17 protein-coding genes are annotated in these 17,937 nt (G+C 72.3%); 5 read left to right on the top strand and 12 right to left on the bottom strand.

What is annotated here, in order from left to right; genetic code table 11:
• From AB0F15_RS28460 to AB0F15_RS28470, 3 genes are all read right to left on the bottom strand, one after another.
• A partial coding sequence (locus tag AB0F15_RS28460) for a carbohydrate-binding protein (protein ID WP_360276586.1) occupies nt 1-1,323 on the bottom strand: 1,323 nt, incomplete at its 3' end.
• Between the two features lie 119 nt (nt 1,324-1,442).
• Nucleotides 1,443-1,931: a DinB family protein gene (locus AB0F15_RS28465; protein WP_360276588.1), complete on the bottom strand. Its 489-nt coding sequence runs from the start codon at nt 1,929-1,931 to the stop codon at nt 1,443-1,445.
• 25 nt (nt 1,932-1,956) lie between these two features.
• The gene (locus tag AB0F15_RS28470) at nt 1,957-2,988 is read right to left on the bottom strand and encodes a LacI family DNA-binding transcriptional regulator (protein WP_360276591.1); all 1,032 of its coding nucleotides are present in this window, start codon (nt 2,986-2,988) and stop codon (nt 1,957-1,959) included.
• Nucleotides 2,989-3,119: 131 nt separating this feature from the next.
• Here AB0F15_RS28470 and AB0F15_RS28475 point away from each other — a divergent pair, with 131 nt between their 5' ends.
• The 4 genes from AB0F15_RS28475 to AB0F15_RS28490 are packed head-to-tail and all read left to right on the top strand — an operon-like array spanning nt 3,120 to nt 5,564.
• Nucleotides 3,120-3,503 carry a hypothetical protein gene (locus tag AB0F15_RS28475; protein ID WP_360276594.1) on the top strand — a complete coding sequence of 128 codons (384 nt, stop codon included), beginning with the start codon at nt 3,120-3,122 and terminating at the stop codon, nt 3,501-3,503.
• 10 nt (nt 3,504-3,513) lie between these two features.
• Nucleotides 3,514-4,581 (top strand): sensor histidine kinase, encoded by a 1,068-nt coding sequence (locus AB0F15_RS28480; protein ID WP_360276597.1) that lies wholly within the window; start codon nt 3,514-3,516, stop codon nt 4,579-4,581.
• On the top strand, nt 4,578-5,186 hold the full coding sequence (locus AB0F15_RS28485; RefSeq protein ID WP_360276600.1) for a response regulator transcription factor: 609 nt from the start codon (nt 4,578-4,580) through the stop codon (nt 5,184-5,186). The genes AB0F15_RS28480 and AB0F15_RS28485 overlap by 4 nt, the downstream gene beginning before the upstream one ends.
• A gap of 33 nt (nt 5,187-5,219) precedes the next feature.
• Nucleotides 5,220-5,564, top strand: a complete 345-nt coding sequence (locus tag AB0F15_RS28490; RefSeq protein WP_360276603.1) for a hypothetical protein — start codon at nt 5,220-5,222, stop codon at nt 5,562-5,564.
• A gap of 21 nt (nt 5,565-5,585) precedes the next feature.
• Here the strand turns inward: AB0F15_RS28490 and AB0F15_RS28495 are convergent, their stop codons facing one another.
• The 9 genes from AB0F15_RS28495 to AB0F15_RS28535 form a co-directional block, all read right to left on the bottom strand.
• Nucleotides 5,586-6,947 carry a rhamnulokinase family protein gene (locus AB0F15_RS28495; protein WP_360276742.1) on the bottom strand — a complete coding sequence of 454 codons (1,362 nt, stop codon included), beginning with the start codon at nt 6,945-6,947 and terminating at the stop codon, nt 5,586-5,588.
• A gap of 44 nt (nt 6,948-6,991) precedes the next feature.
• On the bottom strand, nt 6,992-8,410 hold the full coding sequence (locus AB0F15_RS28500; RefSeq protein WP_360276606.1) for an L-fucose/L-arabinose isomerase family protein: 1,419 nt from the start codon (nt 8,408-8,410) through the stop codon (nt 6,992-6,994).
• Between the two features lie 16 nt (nt 8,411-8,426).
• Nucleotides 8,427-10,445, bottom strand: a complete 2,019-nt coding sequence (locus AB0F15_RS28505) for a bifunctional aldolase/short-chain dehydrogenase (RefSeq protein WP_360276609.1) — start codon at nt 10,443-10,445, stop codon at nt 8,427-8,429.
• A 2-nt stretch (nt 10,446-10,447) separates the two neighbouring features.
• Nucleotides 10,448-11,623 carry an L-rhamnose isomerase gene (gene rhaI / locus AB0F15_RS28510; protein ID WP_360276612.1) on the bottom strand — a complete coding sequence of 392 codons (1,176 nt, stop codon included), beginning with the start codon at nt 11,621-11,623 and terminating at the stop codon, nt 10,448-10,450.
• On the bottom strand, nt 11,620-11,964 hold the full coding sequence (locus AB0F15_RS28515; RefSeq protein ID WP_360276615.1) for an L-rhamnose mutarotase: 345 nt from the start codon (nt 11,962-11,964) through the stop codon (nt 11,620-11,622). Before AB0F15_RS28515 ends, rhaI begins: the two co-directional genes overlap by 4 nt.
• 148 nt (nt 11,965-12,112) lie before the next feature.
• Entirely contained in the window at nt 12,113-13,174 is a 1,062-nt protein-coding gene (rhaS, locus tag AB0F15_RS28520) for a rhamnose ABC transporter substrate-binding protein (RefSeq protein WP_360276618.1), read from the bottom strand.
• Nucleotides 13,175-13,179: 5 nt separating this feature from the next.
• Entirely contained in the window at nt 13,180-14,187 is a 1,008-nt protein-coding gene (locus AB0F15_RS28525) for an ABC transporter permease (protein ID WP_360276622.1), read from the bottom strand.
• Entirely contained in the window at nt 14,180-15,220 is a 1,041-nt protein-coding gene (locus tag AB0F15_RS28530; RefSeq protein ID WP_360276625.1) for an ABC transporter permease, read from the bottom strand. Before AB0F15_RS28530 ends, AB0F15_RS28525 begins: the two co-directional genes overlap by 8 nt.
• Nucleotides 15,217-16,734 (bottom strand): sugar ABC transporter ATP-binding protein, encoded by a 1,518-nt coding sequence (locus AB0F15_RS28535; RefSeq protein WP_360276628.1) that lies wholly within the window; start codon nt 16,732-16,734, stop codon nt 15,217-15,219. Before AB0F15_RS28535 ends, AB0F15_RS28530 begins: the two co-directional genes overlap by 4 nt.
• A 205-nt stretch (nt 16,735-16,939) precedes the next feature.
• On the opposite strand from AB0F15_RS28535, the gene AB0F15_RS28540 reads away from it, so the two are divergent.
• On the top strand, nt 16,940-17,935 hold the full coding sequence (locus tag AB0F15_RS28540; RefSeq protein ID WP_360276631.1) for a LacI family DNA-binding transcriptional regulator: 996 nt from the start codon (nt 16,940-16,942) through the stop codon (nt 17,933-17,935).
• Nucleotides 17,936-17,937: the final 2 nt, after the last annotated feature.

Consider the following 17,937-nt stretch of genomic DNA (forward strand, 5'->3'; position numbering starts at 1 on the left):
CCACCCTACCCGGGGGGGGGCGCCGCCGTGGGGCGGGGGGGGCGGGGGCGCCCACCCCGGGGCCGGGGTCCCGGCGACGGTGTCGACGTTGACGTGGCAGCTGGTGTCGTCGGGGCACGCGAGGACGACGTCGTTCGTGCCCGCCTTCAGGTCCACCGGCACCGACGAGCTCTTCCACGCGTCCCAGCCGTCGGTGACCGGGAGGGACAGCGTGCGGGTGACGCCGTTCGCGGTGACAGCGGCAGTGCGCATTTCGTGGCGGCCGTCGCCGCCGGTGCCGTTGGCGTACCGGACGTGCAGCAGGTACGTGCCGTCGCCCGGGACGTCCGCCACGCGGTGGGTCAGCGTCGAACCGCGGTTGAGCTCGGCGACGAAACCGCGCCCGGCGTACCCGCTGTGGTCGGTCGCCACGACGGCGGATCCCGTGCGGAGCCCGCTTTCGGCTTCGCAGCTCACCCCGGCCGGGCAGCCGGTGAACGCGCGGGCCGACGCCGGCGGGAACGGCGCGCCGGCGGTCAGGACGGCCAAGCCGTCGAGGTTGACGTTGCCGGAATCGCCCGCGGTGCGTTCGAGGCGGACGCTGTGGTGCCCGGCGCCGAGGGTGACCGGGACCGAGGCGAGGGCCCAGGCGTTCCAGTCGGCCGTCACGGGCAGGGTGAGCTTCTGCGCCGCTCCCCCGTCGACCGAAACGCTGAGCGTGCGCGTGATGTGCTGGCCGTCGCCGCCCTGGCCGTTGGCGTAGCGCGCGGTCAGCGAATACGTCCCCGCGGTGGTCACGACGACGTCCGCGGTCACCGAGTTCCCGGTGCTCTCGAACCCGGCGAGGAAGCCTTCGCCGGTGTAGCCGGGGTGGTCGGTGGCGACGCCGAGCCCGTCGGTCGTGAGGTCTTCGGCCTCGCACCGGGCGCCGGCCGCGCAGGTCAGGTGGTGCCAGGGGGCCGCGAGCACCGGGGCCGGGCCCGCGGTGGTGCGGAGTTCGAGGTTGCCGCCGTCGAACGGGCCGGAGTTCAGCCGGTAGGTCAGCGTCGCCGCGCTCGTCCGGATCGTGAGCACGCCGCCGGAAGTCGTGCTGGTGTACGGCGTCGCCGTGAAGCCTCCGCGGCCGACGGCGTTGAAGGTGGCGGCGTCGGTGAAGCGGCCGTCGCCGGCGTATTCGGTCCGGATCAGGGTCGGGGACAGCACCTGGAAGCGGGCGTTCCCGGCGGTGACGGTCTGGCGCGCGGGCCCGGCCAGTGCGGGCGTCGCGACGGTCACCGCCGCGACGGCGATCCCGGCGACGGCGAGGGCACAGGCCCGCCGGATGGTTCTTGTTCTGCTCCGCACGGGGGAACTCCGTTCCGGTGAAGGGACCCGTCAGTTTTACAACGTTGGAAAGCCGTCCCGATCTGAGCACAGCGGTCGGCTCGTTGTCCAGACCAGTGGGCGGACCTGTCCCGGACAGATCAGCGGCCGGTGACGCCGTCGAGCTGCTCCCGCAGGATGTCCGCGTGTCCAGCGTGCCGGGCGGTCTCGCTCGTCATGTGCGCCAGCACCCACCGGAGGGTGTGGAGCTTGCCGTCGACCGCGACGGCCACGGGGGTGTCCGGGTCCCCGGCCGCCCGGATCGCCGCGTCGCTCGCCTCGATCGCCGCGCGGTAGCCGGCCAGGACCTCGGCCACGGTGAGCCCGTCCGGGACCGTCATCTCCACGTCCCCGGGATCCGGGCCGCCCGCGACGTGGTGGCCGAACCAGACCTGTTCGGCGAGGGTCAGGTGGTGGACGAGCCCGAGCAGTGTCGTGCCCGAGCCGACCAGGACCCGGCGCAGCTGCTCCTCGGTGAGCCCGTCGGTCTTCTTGAGCACGCACTCGCGGGCGAACGCGAGGAACGCCGTCGCCGTGTCGAGCTCGCCGCCGTCGTTGCGCGGCACCGGTTTCCGCTGGGTTTCGACCATGCCGCCGAACCTAGCCGCCGGCCGCTCAGGCCGAGTCGCGGACCACCAGTTCCGGGTCGAAGATCACCGACTCCGCGCGCAGGGCCGGGTCGGCCATGCGGTCCAGCACCATCCGGGCCATCGCCGCACCCATCTCCTCCACCGGCTGGCGGACCGTCGTCAGGCGGGGGCGGCAGCTCAGCGCGACCCGGCTGTCGTCGAAGCCGACCACCGCCACGTCGTCCGGGACCCGCCTGCCCGCTTCCCGCAACACCGTCAGCGCGCCGTACGCCATCAGGTCGTTGGCCACGAAGAGGCCGTCCAGCGCGGGTTCCTCGGCGAGCAGGCGCTCCATCGCCCGTTCGCCGCCGCGCTCGGTGAAGTCGCCCTCCGCCACCGTGACGTACGCGTGGCCGCGGCGGGCCATCGCGTCGCGGAAGCCGGCCAGCCGGTCCTGCCCCGCAGGGGTACCGGCCGGGCCCGCGATCGTGGCGACCCGGTGGCAGCCGCGCGCGACGAGCCTGCCGGCCGCCAGCCGGGCACCGTCCTGGTTGGCCACGTCGACGTAGCACACCGGCGCCGGGCGGCCCGGCCGCGCGAACAGCGCCGTGGGGACGCCCGCGTCCGTCAGCACGCGGGGCAGCGGATCCTCCGCCGGGTGCAACGAGATCAGCAGCACCCCGCTCACCTGCTCCTGACGCAGCTTCGGCACCAGCTTCGCGCGCTCTTCGTCGCTGTCGACGAGCATCAGCAGCGGGTGCAGGCCGTGCGGGCGCAGGTGCGCGACCACGCCTTCGACGACCCGGCCGAAGAAGGGGTCGCCGAACACGCCGCCGGTGAACACTTCGACATGCCGCTCCGGTTCGGACACGACGAGCGCGATCCCGCCGGTGCGCCGGGTGACCAGCGAACGGGCCGCCCGGTTCGGCACGTACCCGGTGTCGGCGATGGCGCGTTCGACCGTCTCCCTCAGCTTGGGGTCGACGTTGCGCACACTGTTCACCACGCGGGACACCGTGGCGCGCGAGACGCCGGCGACCCGCGCGACGTCCTCCAGAGTGGGCGGCTGCGTCGTCACCCGTCTTTTGTAGCACGCTGTGAGAGCGCTCTCCCACTGCCGTGCCGCTGACAAGGCCGCTGACAAATGTCACGGACGGCCCGTGTGGGACGGCACTGCCCGCCGCTGGCTCGCCCGGCGAGCATTTCCCCATGACCACCACGCGAACCGCAACCGTCGCTTTCCGGCCCGTGCTCCTGCTCACCGGCGCGTACGCCGCGCTCTCGATCCTCACCTTCGTCGTGATCGTCCTGTTCCGGAACCACCCCGCGATGGTGACCGACGCGGTCTGGGTGCGCGCCACGCTCGTCGTCGCCAGTTCGCTGCTGACGTTCACCTTCGCCCGCAGCGCCGCCCGTGGCTCGCGCAAGGGCCTCCTGCGGCTGCGGATCGTCTCGGCGGTGATGCTCGTGGCGATCGCCGTCATCGTCGCGCTCCCGGGGTTGTTCCCGCTTTGGCTGCGGCTCGAGCAGGCCGCCTGCGGGGTGCTGCTGCTCGGCGTCACCGTGCTGATCAACGGCCGGCGGGACCGGTAGCGTGCCGGTGGTGGACGAGGCGAGCGACGCGCAGCGGTGGGTGCGCGGCTGGCGGCTGCGGCTGCTCGACGCCGGGATGCTCGTCTACCCGGCCGTGACCGTGGCGGCCGTGCTGCAGCACTCCGCAGGGGCGACCGCGGTGCTGGGCTGCGCGGTCGTCGGCGCGTTCGCCACCGGTTACCTCGCCGCCGCCGAGGCAGCCGCTCGCCGGGCATCACGGCCGTTCTGGCTGCTGGTGGGCGGCTGTGCCGCGCTGTTCGCCGCCGCTGTCCCCTTCGCGCACGCCGACGCGTTCTTCCTCGCCGCCGTCGTCCTTTCCCTCGCCGTGCCGCGGCTGCCCCGGCGCGCCGCGGCCGTGCTGGTGGCCGGGTCCGCGCTCGCCGCCGTCGCGGTGCCCTGGCCGGACGGCCCGGGCTGGACGCAGGCGGTCGCGCTCGTGTTCACCGTGCTCATGGTGTCCGCGTTCGCGGAGGCGATCCGGGCCAACACCGCGCTCGTCGAGGCCCGCGCCGAGGTCGCGCGGCTGGCGTCCGAAGCGGAACGCGCCCGGATCGCGCGGGACCTGCACGACCTGCTCGGCCACTCGCTCACCGCGATCACGGTGAAGAGCACGCTGGCCCGGCGGCTCGTCACGGCCGAGGCCGCTCGCGCGGGCGAGGAGATGGCGGCCGTCGAGACGCTGGCGCGGCAGGCGCTGACCGACGTGCGCGCGGCGGTCTCGGGCTACCGCGAGGTCACGCTGGCCGGTGAGCTCGCGCGTGGCCGCGAGCTGCTGCGCGCGTGCGGGGTCGCCGCGGACCTGCCGACGGCCATCGACGTCGTGGGCCCGGGGCAGCAGGAACTCTTCGGCTGGGTCGTGCGGGAAGGACTCACCAACGTGGCTCGGCACGCGCGGGCGACGCGCTGCGCTGTGACGCTGTCGGCGTCCACTGTGGAGGTGGTCGACGACGGCGTCGGCGGGGCCGCGACCGGGGGTTCGGGGCTCGACGGGCTGCGCGAGCGCGTCACCGCGGCCGGCGGGCGTCTCTCCGCCGGCCCGCTGCGGCCGCGCGGGTGGCGGCTGCGGGTGACGGTATGACCATCCGGTTGCTGCTCGCCGACGACCAGGCACTGGTCCGGGAGGCACTGTGCGCCTTGCTGGCGCTCGAGGACGACTTCGAGGTGGTCGCTTCGGTCGGCCGCGGGGACGAGGTCGTCGCGGCGGCCCGCGAACACCGCCCCGACGTCGCCCTGCTCGACATCGAGATGCCGGGCCTGGACGGGCTGGCGGCCGCGGCGGTGCTCGCCGCGCAGGTGCCGGACTGCCGCGTCGTCATGCTCACGACGTTCGGCCGGGCGGGTTACCTGCGGCGGGCGATGGAGGCGGGCGCGGCCGGGTTCGTGGTGAAGGACGCGCCGGCCGACGTGCTCGCCGACGCGATCCGCCGCGTCCGGGCCGGCGAGCGGGTGGTGGACCCGGCGCTCGCGGTGGCGACCCTGGCGGCGGGCGAATCCCCGCTGACCGCGCGTGAACGGGACGTGCTCATCACGGCCCGGAGCGGAGCGACGATCGCGGAGATCGCTTCGCGGCTGTATCTGTCCGAGGGGACGGTCCGCAACTACGTGTCGGCGGCGATCACGAAGACCGGGGCGCGCAACCGGGTGGAAGCCGTGCGGATCGCGGACGAGCGCGGCTGGCTGTAGCTCGCGGAGCACGTGCGCCGCTAGGTTGAAACGATGCCCGAACCGATCCTGATCTCCATCGCCGCCGCGCTCGCGGCGAAGGGTGCGACCGGCCTCTACGACCTGGTCAAACGCAAGTTCGCCAAGGACCCCGCGGCCGTCGCGGTGCTGGAGGCGGCTTCGGCGGCCCCGGAGGACACCCGCCCGATCACGGCGCTCGCCGAGCGGCTGTACGAGGCGGAAGCGGAGGACGGCGAGTTCGCCGAAGCGCTGCGGGAGGAGTGGCAGAAGCTCCCGGAAAGCCGCGTCACGCACGGCGGGGTGCACAACACGGTGACCGGGAACGTCACGGGGAAGGTCGTGCAGCTCCGGGACGTGCACGGCAACATCAACCTCTGACCCCCGGAGCCGGTCGCGCCGTCAGCCGGGCAGCCGGGCCTCCGCCGCCGCCCAGCCGGCGGTCCCCGACGGCTCGTAGCGCCGGATCTCCTGCGTCTCGCGCACCAGCGCCCGCATCGCCGCCAGGTCCGGCAGGTCCTCGCCCAGCGCGCGGGCCTGGACCAGCACGTTGCCCAGCGCCGCGGCTTCGACCGGGCCCGCCAGGACCGGGACCCCGCACGCGTCCGCCGTCGACTGGCACAGGAGCTCGTTGCGCGCGCCGCCGCCGACGAGGTGGATCACCTCCACCGGCCGGCCCGTCAGGCGGGCCGCCTCGTGGATCGTGCGGCGGTGGGCCAGTGCCAGGCTGTCCACGATGCAGCGGACCACCGCCGCCCGGCTTGACGGCGGGCGCTGGCCCGTCGCCCGGCACGCCGCCGCCACCCGGCCGGGCATGTCGCCGGGAGGCAGGAACGCGGCGCCGTCGATGTCCACCACCGCCGCCAGGGGCGGCTCCCCGGCCGCCGCCTTCAGCAGGGCCGGGAGTTCCTCCGGGCACGACCAGGTGCGCAGCGTCTCCGACAGCACCCACAGGCCCATCACGTTGCGCAGGAACCGGATCGTGCCGTCGACACCGCCTTCGTTCGTGAAGTTCGCCGCCAGTGCCGCGTCGCTCAGCTCCGGTGCGGGCAGCTCCAGGCCGGCGAGGGACCACGTGCCCGAGGAGATGTAGGCGAAGTTCGTCCCCGGGGCAGCCGGGACGGCGACCACCGCCGACGCCGTGTCGTGGGAACCGACCGCCACCACCGGCACGCCGGACAGCTCGTCCGCCGTGCCCACCACCGTGCCGGGGTCGCGCAGCGGTGGCAGCAGCCTCGGCGGGATACCGACGCGCGAAGCGAGCGAAGCAGCCCACGTCCGCGCGCGGACGTCGTAGAGCTGGGTGGTCGACGCGTTCGTGCGCTCCGCGCCGATCGAGCCCGTGAGCCAGTGGTTCAGCAGGTCGGGGATGAGCAGCATCGTCGACGCCGCCTCGAGCCGGTCGCCCTCGGACACCAGCTGGTACAGCGTGTTGAACGGCAGCTGCTGCAAGCCGGTGACGTCGTAGAGCTCGCGCGCGGACACCTTGGACGCAACCTGCGAAGGCACGCCGTCGGTGCGCGAGTCGCGGTAGTGGACGGGGTTGCCGAGCAGTGCGCCGCGGTCGTCGAGGAGCCCGTAGTCGACGGCCCAGGAATCGATGCCGACGCCGTCCAAGCGCCCGGCTTCCCGGATCCCGGCCAGGGTCTCGCGGTACAGCCCCAGGACGTCCCAGTACAGCGCGGGCCCCGCGCGGACGCCGCCGTTCGGGAACCGCCGGACCTCCTCGACGCTCAGCAGCGAAGGCCCGGCCGTCCCGGCCATCACCCGCCCGCTGGACGCGCCGAGGTCGACGGCCGCGACCCGCTTCACGGGCGGACCACCGTCAGCTCCAGGCCGAGCAGGTCCGCCACCGCCGTCAGCTCGGCGACGCGGTGGCCGGTGCCGAGTGCCCAGTGGTGCGCGATGCCGCTGGCGGACCAGGCGTCGGTCCACTCCCCCGGGTCGCAGCCGAAGTCGACGCGGGACGTCGTGTTCCCGATCCGCAACAGTGGCCCGGGCACGACCGTGCCTTCCGACGCGATGAGCGTGAACGTCCCGTCGCGGCGCTGGCCGAGGCCGCACAGCGTCACCGGCCCGTGCTTGACGTCGAACTCCACCGACACGCCCCAGCCGCGCTTGCCGTGGTAGACGCCCAGGCCGCGCAGGAGCGGCTTGCGGGCGCTGATCCCGAGGTGCGCCGGGCCGTCGTGGCCCATCTCGACCACGCCGTCGTGGAAGTTCAGCGCCTGCAGCTCGGTGAAGGAGCCACCCGCGCCGAGCCGGTCCATGACCAGCATGGCCAGCGACGTCCGCAGCTCGTACTCGCCGACGGCCGGGATGCCGCGGGCGGTGAGCAGGGACGCGCCCAGGATGAACCCGGCGCCGACGCGTTCGTGGGTCTCCCCGTCGAGGCCGCGGTGGTAGTAGGCCAGCGAGTCCAGCGAGAAGTCGTCGACGAGCCGGTCGAGGGCCACCGAAACCCGCGCGCCCCAAGCGAAGTCATCGTCCACAACGGACTCGTCCACGGTGAACACTTCACGGGCCAGCGCGACGCGGGCGGCGGTCTCGTCCTCGGTGACCTTCTCCACGCGCACCCGCAGGTCGTCGATCTCGAGGACCTCGACGTGCCCGCCGAGCTGGGCCGAAACCAGCGTCGGGTCGGTGGAGACGTCCATCATGCCCGGGTAGAGGTGCCCCAGCAGGCCGTGGCGGCCGTGCCGCAGCGCCGCCCGCACCCCGGCCGCCTTGATCCACCGTTCGATCCGCGTCCAGGCCCGCTCGTCCTCCAGGTACCCGGACACCGAGCGGAACTCGACGCCGAGGCGCCGGAAACTGTTGGCCATCTCCGGCAGCGGGCACGCGCCGCAATAGGCCAGCCACGCGCCGGTGTCGAAGGACTCGTGGTCCATCGCCTCGGTGGGCTGCAGGTTCAGCAGCAGCACCGGCGCGCCCGAGCGCTGCGCGACCGGCGCCAGCATGCTGGACGTCAGGTACGTGGTGAGGAAGCCGACGATCAGGTCGCAGCCGGCCACCCGCAGCTTCTCCGCCGCGGCCGCGCCCTCGACGGCGTCCGAGACGAACCCGGCGTCGATCACCTCGCAGTCCATCGTGGACAGACGCTCGGTGACGCGGCGAGCCGAGGCCTGCAGCTGGGGCAGCAACGCCGGGAACTGCGGCCAGTACGCCCCGAGCCCGCCGGAGACGAGCCCGACGCGGGTGCGGCGCGGCGTGATGCGGTCGATCATCGGTCTCCTCCGGGAGTCAGCGCAGGAACGCGGCGGCCACCCCGGCGTCCACCGGCACGTGCAGGCCGGTGGTGTGGGTGAGGTCACCGCCGGTGAGGGCGAACACCGCGGCCGCGACGTGCTCGGGCAGCACCTCGCGCTTGAGGATGGTCCGCTGGGCGTAGAACTCGCCCAGTTTCTCCTCCGGGACGCCGTAGACGGCGGCGCGCTGGGCACCCCAGCCCCCGGCGAAGATGCCGGAACCCTGCACGACGCCGTCGGGATTGACGCCGTTGACGCGGATGCCGTGGGCCCCGAGCTCGGCCGCCAGCAGCCGGACCTGGTGGGCCTGATCGGCCTTCGCGGCGCCGTAAGCGACGTTGTTCGGGCCCGCGAACACCGAGTTCTTCGACGAGATGTAGACGATGTCCCCGCCGATGCCCTGCGCGACCATGGCCTTCGCCGCGGCCTGGGCGACCAGGAACGAGCCCTTGGCCATGACGTCGTGCTGCAGGTCCCAGTCGCGCTCGGTGGTCTCCAGCAGCGGCTTCGAGATGGACAGCCCGGCGTTGTTGACCACCAGGTCGATCCCGCCGAACGCCAGCACGGTCGTGTCCACCGCGGCCTGGACCGCCGCCGCGTCGGTGACGTCGGCGGTGACGGCCGTGCCGCCGATCTCCGCGGCGACCTCCGCGGCCGCGTCGCCGTTGAGGTCGGCGATGGCCACGCAGGCGCCTTCGGCCGCGAGCCGCTGCGCGATGGCCTTGCCGATGCCCGACCCGGCCCCGGTCACCAGGGCGATCCGGCCTGCTAGGGGCTTGGGCTTCGGCATCCGCTGCAGCTTCGCCTCTTCGAGCGCCCAGTACTCGATCCGGAACTTCTCGCTTTCCGGGATCGGGGCGTACGTCGAGACGGCTTCGGCGCCGCGCATGACGTTGATCGCGTTGACGTAGAACTCCCCCGCCACCCGCGCGGTCTGCTTGTCCTTGCCGAAGGAGAACATCCCGACGCCCGGGACCAGCACGATCGCCGGGTCCGCGCCGCGCATCGCCGGCGAATCCGGGGTGGCGTGCCGCTCGTAGTAGGAGCGGTACTCGTCGCGGTACTCGCCGTGCAGCTCCTTCAGCCGCGCGACGACGTCCTCCAGGGATGCCGTCGCCGGGAGATCCACGACCAGCGGCCGGACCTTGGTGCGCAGGAAGTGGTCCGGGCACGACGTTCCCAGCGCGGCCAGGGGGCCGAACTTCGCGCGGGCCAGGAACTCCAGCACGACGTCGCTGTCGGTGTAGTGGCCGACCACGCGCTGGTCGGTCGACGCCAGCCCGCGGATCACCGGCGCCAGCGCCGCCGCCCGCGTCCGCCGCTCGGCGTCGGGCAGTGCTTCGAACCCGGGCACGACCGGCCCGAACGGCTCGGGCGCGCCGCGCGAGGCGAGGAACTCCTCGGCGGTCCGGATGATCTCCAGGGAGTTCCGCTCGCACTCTTCCGAGGTGGCGCCCCACGCCGTGATGCCGTGCCCGCCGAGGATGACGCCGATGGCCTGCGGGTTCGCCGCCTTGACCGCGGCGATGTCCAGGCCGAGCTGGAACCCCGGCCGCCGCCAGTCCACCCAGGCGACGCGGTCGCCGAAGCACTCCTTGGTCAACGCGGGTCCGTCGGCCGCCGTGGCCAGCGCGATCCCGGAGTCCGGGTGCAGGTGGTCGACGTGCGGGGCCTCCACGAGCCCGTGCATCGCGGTGTCGATCGACGGCGCCGCGCCACCCCGGCCGTGCAGGCAGTAGTCGAACGCGGCGACCATCTCGTCCTCGCGCTCGACGCCCGGGTAGACGTCCACCAGGGCCCGCAGCCGGTCCAGCCGCAGCACGGCCAGCCCGGCCTCGGTCAGCGTCCCGAGGTCGCCGCCGGAGCCCTTGACCCACAGGACGTCGGTGGGCGAGCCGGTGACCGGGTCGGTCACCGCACCCTTGGCGGAGGTGTTGCCACCGGCGTAGTTGGTGTTGCGCGGGTCGGCCCCGAGCGCGTTGCTGCGCGCGATGAGCTGCTCCGGCACGGTCATGCTCATGCTCCCCATCCGGCCTGCGTGCCGCCGGCGCGCTCGGCCACGATCTTCTCCTGGTACCCGCTGCGGTGGTAGGCCGCGATCGGGTCCGGGTCCAGCCCGGTGTCTTCCCGCAGCTCGGCCAGCAGCGGCCGGACGTCGGTGTTGTAGGCGTCCATCAGCACGGCGTTCGCGGCGAGCACGTCACCCGACTGCTGGGCGGCGCGCAGCGCGGTGCGGTCCACCAGCAGCGCCTTGGCCGTGGCCTCCTGGACGTTCATCACCGACCGGATGATCGCCGGGATCTTCGCCTCGATGTTGTGGCACTGGTCGAGCATGAACGCGATGCCGTAGGCCGGGTCCAGCGCGTCGGCGCGGACGATCTCGTACATGATCCGGAACAGCTGGAACGGGTCCGCCGCCCCGACCATCAGGTCGTCGTCGGCGTAGAAGCGGGAGTTGAAGTCGAACGCGCCGAGCTTCCCCGCCCGCAGCAGGAACGCGACGATGAACTCGATGTTCGTCCCCGGCGCGTGGTGGCCGGTGTCGATGCACACCGTCGCCCGCTCCCCCAGCTCGATGCAGTGGGCGTAGGACGTACCCCAGTCCGGGACGTCGGTGGCGTAGAAAGCGGGCTCGAACAGCTTGTACTCCAGCAGCATCCGCTGGTCCGGGCCGAGCCGCTCGTACGTCTCGCGAAGCGCCGCCGCCAGCCGGTCCTGGCGGTCGCGGATGTCGTCCTGACCGGGGTAGTTGATGCCGTCGGAGAACCACAGCTTCAGGTCCCGCGAGCCCGTCGCGTCCATGATCGAGATGGCTTCGAGCAGGTGGTCGGTCGCCTTGCGGCGGATGCCGGGGTCGGGGTTGGTCACCGAACCGAGCTTGTAGTCCTCGTCCTGGAAGACGTTGGTGTTGATCGCACCGACCTCGACCCCGAGATCGCGGGCGTACGCGGTCAAGGCGCCGTAGTCGTCGACCTCGTCCCAGGGAATGTGCAGCGCGACGCTCGGCGCCACCCCGGTGAACCGGTGCACGGTCGCGGCGTCGGCGATCTTCTCCTCCGGCGTGCGCGGCACCCCCGGCTGCGGGAACACCTTGAACCGGGTGCCCGAGTTCGCGTACGCCCACGACGGCGTTTCGATGCGCTGAGCTCGCAGGGCCTGTTTCACGGCCGTCAAGTCGCCCACGGCGATCACTGTCCTTCCGCGACGGTGGTGGGGTCGAGGTGGAAGACCTCGGCCAGGAGCTGGAAGCCCTCGTCGGGCGGGCCGCCGTCCAGGCCGGTGAAGAACTCCGCCATCTCCGCCTGCCAGCGGGCGTTGACGTCGGTCTCGGCCATCGCGGCCTGCGCGGCGGCGAGGTCATCGGCCTCGACGTACCCGATCAGCAGGCCGTCTTCGCGCAGGAACAGCGAATAGTTGCGCCAGCCGGTGTCGCGCAGGGCCTGCTGCATCTCGGGCCACACCGCGCGGTGCCGCTCGGCGTACTCGGCCCTCCGGTCCGGTTTGACCTGCAGACAGAAGCAGTATCGGGGCAAAATCCGTCCTTTGTGGAGTCCGGCCGGGCCGCCCGTCGCGACCCGGCCGGAAGTGAGAACCTTATTCAGCCGTCGGCCGCCGCATGACTTTCGCGGTAATCAGCAGTACGCGCGCGGGGCGCGGCGGCCTAACCGGAATAAGGTTCTCTCAGAAGTTGAACTTGTCGATGTTGTTCGTGTCGAAGGTCGTCGGCGGGCCGAGGACGATCTCGCCGTTCTCGCCGATCGTGTAGTCGCCGAGCTTGCCCGCCTTGAACTTCTCGCCCTGCTTGCCGCTGATCTGGCCCGACTTCAGCGCGACGCCGGCGTAGGCGGCCAGGTAGCCGATGTCGGCCGGGTTCCACAGCGCGAACTGCTTCACCGTGCCGTCCTTGACGAAGGCACGCATCTGGTTCGGCGTGCCCAGCCCGGTCACCGCGACCTTGCCCTTGTAGCTGGACGAGCTGACGTACCGCGCGGCGGCCGCGATGCCGACGGTGGTCGGCGCGATGATCACCTTGAGGTTCGGGAACGACTGCAGCAGGCCCTGGGCCTCCTGGAACGACTTCTGGTCGTCGTCGTTGCCGTAGGCGACCTTGTCCAGCTTCAAGCTCGCGTACTCCGGCTTGGCCAGTTCCTTCTTGAACACGTCGATCCAGGCGTTCTGGTTGGTGGCGTTGGGCGTCGCGGACAGGACCGCGACCTCGCCGGAGCCGCCGGACAGGTCCTTCGCCTGCTTGGCGAGCGCCTCGCCGATGCCCTGCGTGGTGGCCTGGTTGATGAAGACGTCGCGGCAGTCCTTCGCCGCGTCGGAGTCGAACGCGACGACCTTGATGCCGGCGCTGCGGGCCTGGTTGAGCGACGGGCAGACGGCGTTCGGGTCGTTCGCGGCGATGCCGATCACGTCCTGCTGCTGCTGGATCAGCGTGTTGATGTAGCTGACCTGCGACGACGCGCTGGCGTCGTTCGGCCCGACCAGCTTGTACTCGCCCTTCAGCTCGCCGAGGGCCGCCTTGCCGCCGCTGACCTCGATGTCGCTGTAGGGGTTGTTGAGCTGCTTGGGCAGGAACGCCATCTTGACGCCCTCCTTCGCCGCGGCGTTCGGGTTCGCCGCCGCGGTGGACTGCTGGGCGCCGGAGCCGGCGTTGTCGTTCTTGGTCGTGCCGCTGCAGGCGGCCAGGACCAGCACCAGCCCGGCCGACACTGCGCCGGTGAGGAACCGTCGGGACATCTTTGTCACCTTTCTGGGGATACCGGAGCAGTCGCTCGGCTCCGGCGCCGCAGCGCCGTCCGGGCCGAGGACACGATGTTGGGAAGGAGGACCGACACGATGAGCAGCACGCCGGTCACGATGTTGAGCGCCTCGTTCGAGACGTCCTGCAGGCGCAGGGCGTTCTGCAGGGACGCGAGCAGGACCACCCCGGCGAGCACGCCGGGAAGCGTGCCCTTGCCGCCGAAGATGGACACGCCGCCGAGCAGCACGGCGGCCACGACGGCCAGTTCGGCCCCGAACCCGTTGTCGGCACGGGCGCTGGAGTACCGCAGCGTCCACAGCACCCCGGCCAGGCCGGCGACCGCGCCGCTCACCACGTACAGCCAGAACTTGAGCCTGCCGGTGCGGATGCCGGCGAACCGTGCCGCCTGTTCGCCCGCGCCGGCGGCGAACACGCCGCGGCCGATCGGCGTCGCGTGCAGCACGACGCCGAAGATCAGGGCCGCCACGATGAGCGGGACCAGGACGTTCGGGATCGGGCCGTCGCCGATCGTCCCGGTGACCCAGCTCGTGTAGGCACGCGGGAAGTCGGCGACCGCGCCGTCACCCAGCACGACGAAGGCCAGGCCGCGGTAGAGGGCCAGCGTGCCGATCGTGACGGCCAGGGACGGCAGTTTCAGCACGGTGACGAAGAAGCCGTTCAGCGCGCCGAGGACCGCGCCGAGCACGATGCAGAGCGGGATGATCGCCTCGATCGTCAGGCCCGCGTCCCACAGCGACCCCATCACCGCCGACGTCAGGCCGAGCGTGCTGGCCACCGAGAGGTCGATCTCGCCGGTGACGATGATGAACGTCATCGGCAGGGCGATCAGCGCGATCGGCAGCAGGTCGAGCAGCAGGAAGGTGAAGTTGCGGCTGGTGCCGAAGTTTTCGACGGCGCCGGAGGCGACGATCAGCACGATGACCGTCACCAGGACGACGGCGGCGTCCCAGCTGAGCAGCCGGCCGAGCCGGTTCCCCTGGTCAGACATGGGAATCCCTCTTCTTCAGTGCCTTGGCGACGCGCACGGCGACGAGCCGGTCGGCGCCGATGGCCAGCAGGATCAGCGCGCCGACGATCGCCTGCTGCCAGAACTGGTTGATGTCCAGCACGGCCAGCGCGCTGCCGATCACCGTCAGCAGGAGCGCGCCGAGGCCCGCCCCCCAGACCGAGCCGCTGCCGCCGAACACCGCGACCCCGCCGACGACGGCCGCGGCGACGACGTTGAGCTCGTAGCCGGTGCCTGCCGCGGCGTCCACGGTGCCGAACCGGGCGGCGAACAGGACACCCGCCAGACCCGCGAGCGCCCCGCTGACCAGGAACGCCACGCTGGTGTTGCGGCCGACCCGGATGCCGGCCAGCTGCGCGGCCTGCGGGCTCGACCCCATCGCGTACAGCTCGCGCCCGCCGCGGTAGCTCCGCAGCACGATCCCGGCCACCACCAGGACCAGGAGCGCGATGAGGACCAGCCACGGCACACCGAGCAGCGAGGCCGTGCCGAAGTCCAGGAAGGACACCGGCAGCTTGTCGGCGTTGATCTGCCGGCCACCGGCCCAGAAGAAGCTGACGCCGCGGTAGGCGTAGAGCGTGCCCAGCGTGACGACCAGCGCCGGGACCTGGCCGAAGCGCACCAGCGCCCCGTTGACCAGCCCGCACACCGCGCCGACGGCCAGCCCCACCAGGATCGTGACGATCACCGGCAGGCCCGGGTTGTCCTGCATCAGGGTGCCGGCGGCGAACGCGGCGAGGCCGAGCACCGAGCCGACCGAGAGGTCGATGTTGCGGGTGATCATCACGATCGCCTGCCCGACGGCGAGCACCGCCAGGATCGCCGTCCCCAGCAGGATGTCGCGGATGCTCTGCCCCGACAGGAACCGGGAGTTCTGCGTCGCGGTGAACGCGACCAGGACGATCAGGGCCAGTACGATGCCGGCTTCGCGGGCCTTCAGGACGTTCGCGGTCCACGACCGTCGCGGGTGGACGGTCGGTTTCCCGGTCACGCGGGCCTCCTCGGTGACGGTCATGCGGCGGCTCCCTGGCCCATCGCGGCGAACATGACCGAGTCCTCGGTCGCCTCGGCGCGCGGGAGCCCGGCCACGATCCGGCCCTCCCGCATGACCAGCACGCGGTCGGCCATGCCCAGCACCTCCGGCAGTTCCGAGGACACCATGACGATCGCGACGCCTTCGGCGGCCAGCGCGGACATCAGCCGGTGGACCTCGGCCTTCGTGCCGACGTCGATGCCCCGCGTCGGTTCGTCCACGATCAGCACCTTCGGCGCCATCGCCAGCCACTTGGCCAGCACGACCTTCTGCTGGTTGCCGCCGGAGAGCGTGCCGACGGGGTCGCCGAGGCGGCGGTACTTGGTGCGCAGCCGTTCCGTCCAGTGGCGCGCCTCCTGCCGTTCGCTCGCGCCGGTCAGGAAGCCGAGCTTCGCCAGCGCGGCCGACCGCGGCAGCGTCACGTTCCGCTCGATCGACAGGTCCATGATGAGGCCCTGCTGCCGCCGGTCCTCGGGCACCAGAGCCATCCCGGCGGCCATCGCGGCCCGCGGCGAGTGCGGCTTGAGCTTCTTCCCGCTGACGCGCACGACCCCCGCGTCACGCTCGTCGACGCCGAAGACGGCCTGGACGACCTCGGAGCGGCCGGACCCGACCAGCCCGGCGAACGCGACGATTTCCCCGGCGCGCACGGAGAAGGAGATGTCGCGGAACACGCCCTCCCGGGCGAGGCCCTCGACCTCCAGCACGACCGCGCCGGGTTCGACGTCCTGCTTGGGGAACAGCGCGTCCAGGTCACGGCCGACCATCCGCTTCACCATCTCCTCGACGGTGACGTCGGCGACCGCGTCGGTGGAGACGTGCCGCCCGTCGCGCATGATCGTCACGCGCTGGCAGAGCTCGGTGATCTCCTCGAAGCGGTGGGAGATGAACATGATCGCCGCGCCTTCCCCGCGCAGCGTCCTGGCGACGGTGAAGAGCCGCTCGACCTCGACGCGGCTCAGCGCGGCGGTCGGCTCGTCCATCACGAGCACGCGGGCGTCGGCGCTGAGCGCCTTCGCGATCTCGACGATCTGCTGGTCGGCGATGGACAGCCCGCGAGCGGGGCGCGCCGGGTCGATCCGGACGCCGAGGCGGGCGAAGAGCCGCTCGGCTTCGGCGCGGATCGCCGCACGGTCGATCCGGCCGAGGCTCTTGCGCGGGTGGCGGCCCATCACGATGTTCTCCGCGACCGAAAGGTCGGGGAAGAGCGTCGGTTCCTGGTAGATCACCGCGATGCCGGCCGCCTTCGCGTCGGCGGGCGAGCCGAACTCGACCACCTCGCCGTCCAGGAGCAGCGTGCCGTCGTCGGGCTTGTGCACCCCGGCGAGCATCTTGACGATCGTGGACTTGCCGGCGCCGTTCTCCCCGACCAGCGCGTGGGCCTCCCCGGCGTGCAAGCCGAAGCTCACGCCGGCGACGGCCGCGACTGCACCGAACGACTTCGTCACGCCGCGCACCTCCAGCAGAGGGGCTCGGCCCGGGTCCTGCCGCGTCATCGCGACCTCCGGATTGAAAGGTTTCACAAATCTGGTGCGGTGAAGCTACTATGCGGCGGAAGAGGAAGTCAATGCATCGGCACAGCCGTGGCCAAACAGCTTCTCCACCGGGTAGTTCGTGGTGATGTTACGTTTCAACGCCGCCGGTCCAAGAGGGGGTCGCATGGTAGTCAGGGAACCCGGTACCGAGCCGAGGTCAGCGGGCATGAAGGACGTCGCGGCCGCCGCCGGCGTCTCTCTCGGCACCGTGTCCAACGTGCTCAACCGGCCCGACCGGGTCAGCCCGGCGACCCGGGCCAAGGTCGAGGCCGTGATGGCCGAACTCCGCTTCGTGCGCAACGAATCCGCGCGGCAGCTGCGGGCCGGGCGCAGCCGGGTGCTGGCCTACGTCATGCTCGACGGCAGCAACCCGTTCTTCACCGACGTCGCGGCCGGCATGGAAGACGCGGCCGACGCGGGCGACCTCTCCCTCTTCCTGTGCAACAGCGCACACCAGCCGTCGCGGGAGGCGGCCTACCTCGGGCGCCTCGAACAGCAGCGCGTCCAGGGCATCCTCATCACGCCGGTCGACCCGGACGCCCCGCTGCTGGGCGAGATCGCGCGCCGCGGCACGCCGGTGGTCGTCGTCGATCGCACTCCCGGCGGCACCACCCACTGCTCGGTCGCGGTCGACGACGTCTACGGCGGCGAGATCGCCGTGCGGCACCTGATCGAACAGGGTCACGAGCGGATCGCCTTCATCGGCAACCACACGACCGTCGGCCAGGTCCGCGACCGGCGGCTCGGCGCGTTGCGGGCGCTGAGCGCCGCCGGCCTGTACCCCGGCCACCTCGTCGACCTGACGACGACGGCGCTGACGGTGGCCGACGGCCGCGGTGCCGGCGAGCGGCTGGCGGGGCTGCCGGCGGCGGTCCGCCCGACCGCCGCGTTCTGCGCCAACGACCTCGTCGCGCTCGGCCTGCTGCAAACCTGCGCGAACCTCCGCATGCGCGTGCCCGGCGACCTGGCGATCGTGGGGTACGACGACATCGAATTCGCCGCCGCGGCCGCGGTCCCGCTGACGTCGGTCCGCCAGCCCCGGCGGCGGCTCGGCCGCACCGCCGCGGAGCTCCTGCTGGCGGAAACCACCGAAACCGGCCATGAACACCGGAAGGTCGTGTTCACCCCGGAACTGGTGGTCCGCGCCTCGACCCTGCGCTGAGG

The sequence above is a fragment of the Amycolatopsis sp. NPDC026612 genome, from assembly GCF_040638285.1.
Taxonomy (GTDB): domain Bacteria; phylum Actinomycetota; class Actinomycetes; order Mycobacteriales; family Pseudonocardiaceae; genus Amycolatopsis.

Excerpts from the sequence above, each read along its gene's own strand:
- AB0F15_RS28465 (WP_360276588.1), bottom strand. The coding sequence starts at position 1,931 with ATGGTCGAAACCCAGCGGAAACCGGTGCCGCGCAACGACGGCGGCGAG.
- AB0F15_RS28475 (WP_360276594.1), top strand. The coding sequence starts at position 3,120 with ATGACCACCACGCGAACCGCAACCGTCGCTTTCCGGCCCGTGCTCCTG.
- AB0F15_RS28485 (WP_360276600.1), top strand. The coding sequence starts at position 4,578 with ATGACCATCCGGTTGCTGCTCGCCGACGACCAGGCACTGGTCCGGGAG.
- AB0F15_RS28490 (WP_360276603.1), top strand. The coding sequence starts at position 5,220 with ATGCCCGAACCGATCCTGATCTCCATCGCCGCCGCGCTCGCGGCGAAG.
- AB0F15_RS28495 (WP_360276742.1), bottom strand. The coding sequence starts at position 6,947 with ATGGCCGGGACGGCCGGGCCTTCGCTGCTGAGCGTCGAGGAGGTCCGG.
- AB0F15_RS28500 (WP_360276606.1), bottom strand. The coding sequence starts at position 8,410 with ATGATCGACCGCATCACGCCGCGCCGCACCCGCGTCGGGCTCGTCTCC.
- AB0F15_RS28505 (WP_360276609.1), bottom strand. The coding sequence starts at position 10,445 with ATGACCGTGCCGGAGCAGCTCATCGCGCGCAGCAACGCGCTCGGGGCC.
- rhaS (WP_360276618.1), bottom strand. The coding sequence starts at position 13,174 with ATGTCCCGACGGTTCCTCACCGGCGCAGTGTCGGCCGGGCTGGTGCTG.
- AB0F15_RS28525 (WP_360276622.1), bottom strand. The coding sequence starts at position 14,187 with ATGTCTGACCAGGGGAACCGGCTCGGCCGGCTGCTCAGCTGGGACGCC.
- AB0F15_RS28530 (WP_360276625.1), bottom strand. The coding sequence starts at position 15,220 with ATGACCGTCACCGAGGAGGCCCGCGTGACCGGGAAACCGACCGTCCAC.
- AB0F15_RS28535 (WP_360276628.1), bottom strand. The coding sequence starts at position 16,734 with ATGACGCGGCAGGACCCGGGCCGAGCCCCTCTGCTGGAGGTGCGCGGC.
- AB0F15_RS28540 (WP_360276631.1), top strand. The coding sequence starts at position 16,940 with ATGAAGGACGTCGCGGCCGCCGCCGGCGTCTCTCTCGGCACCGTGTCC.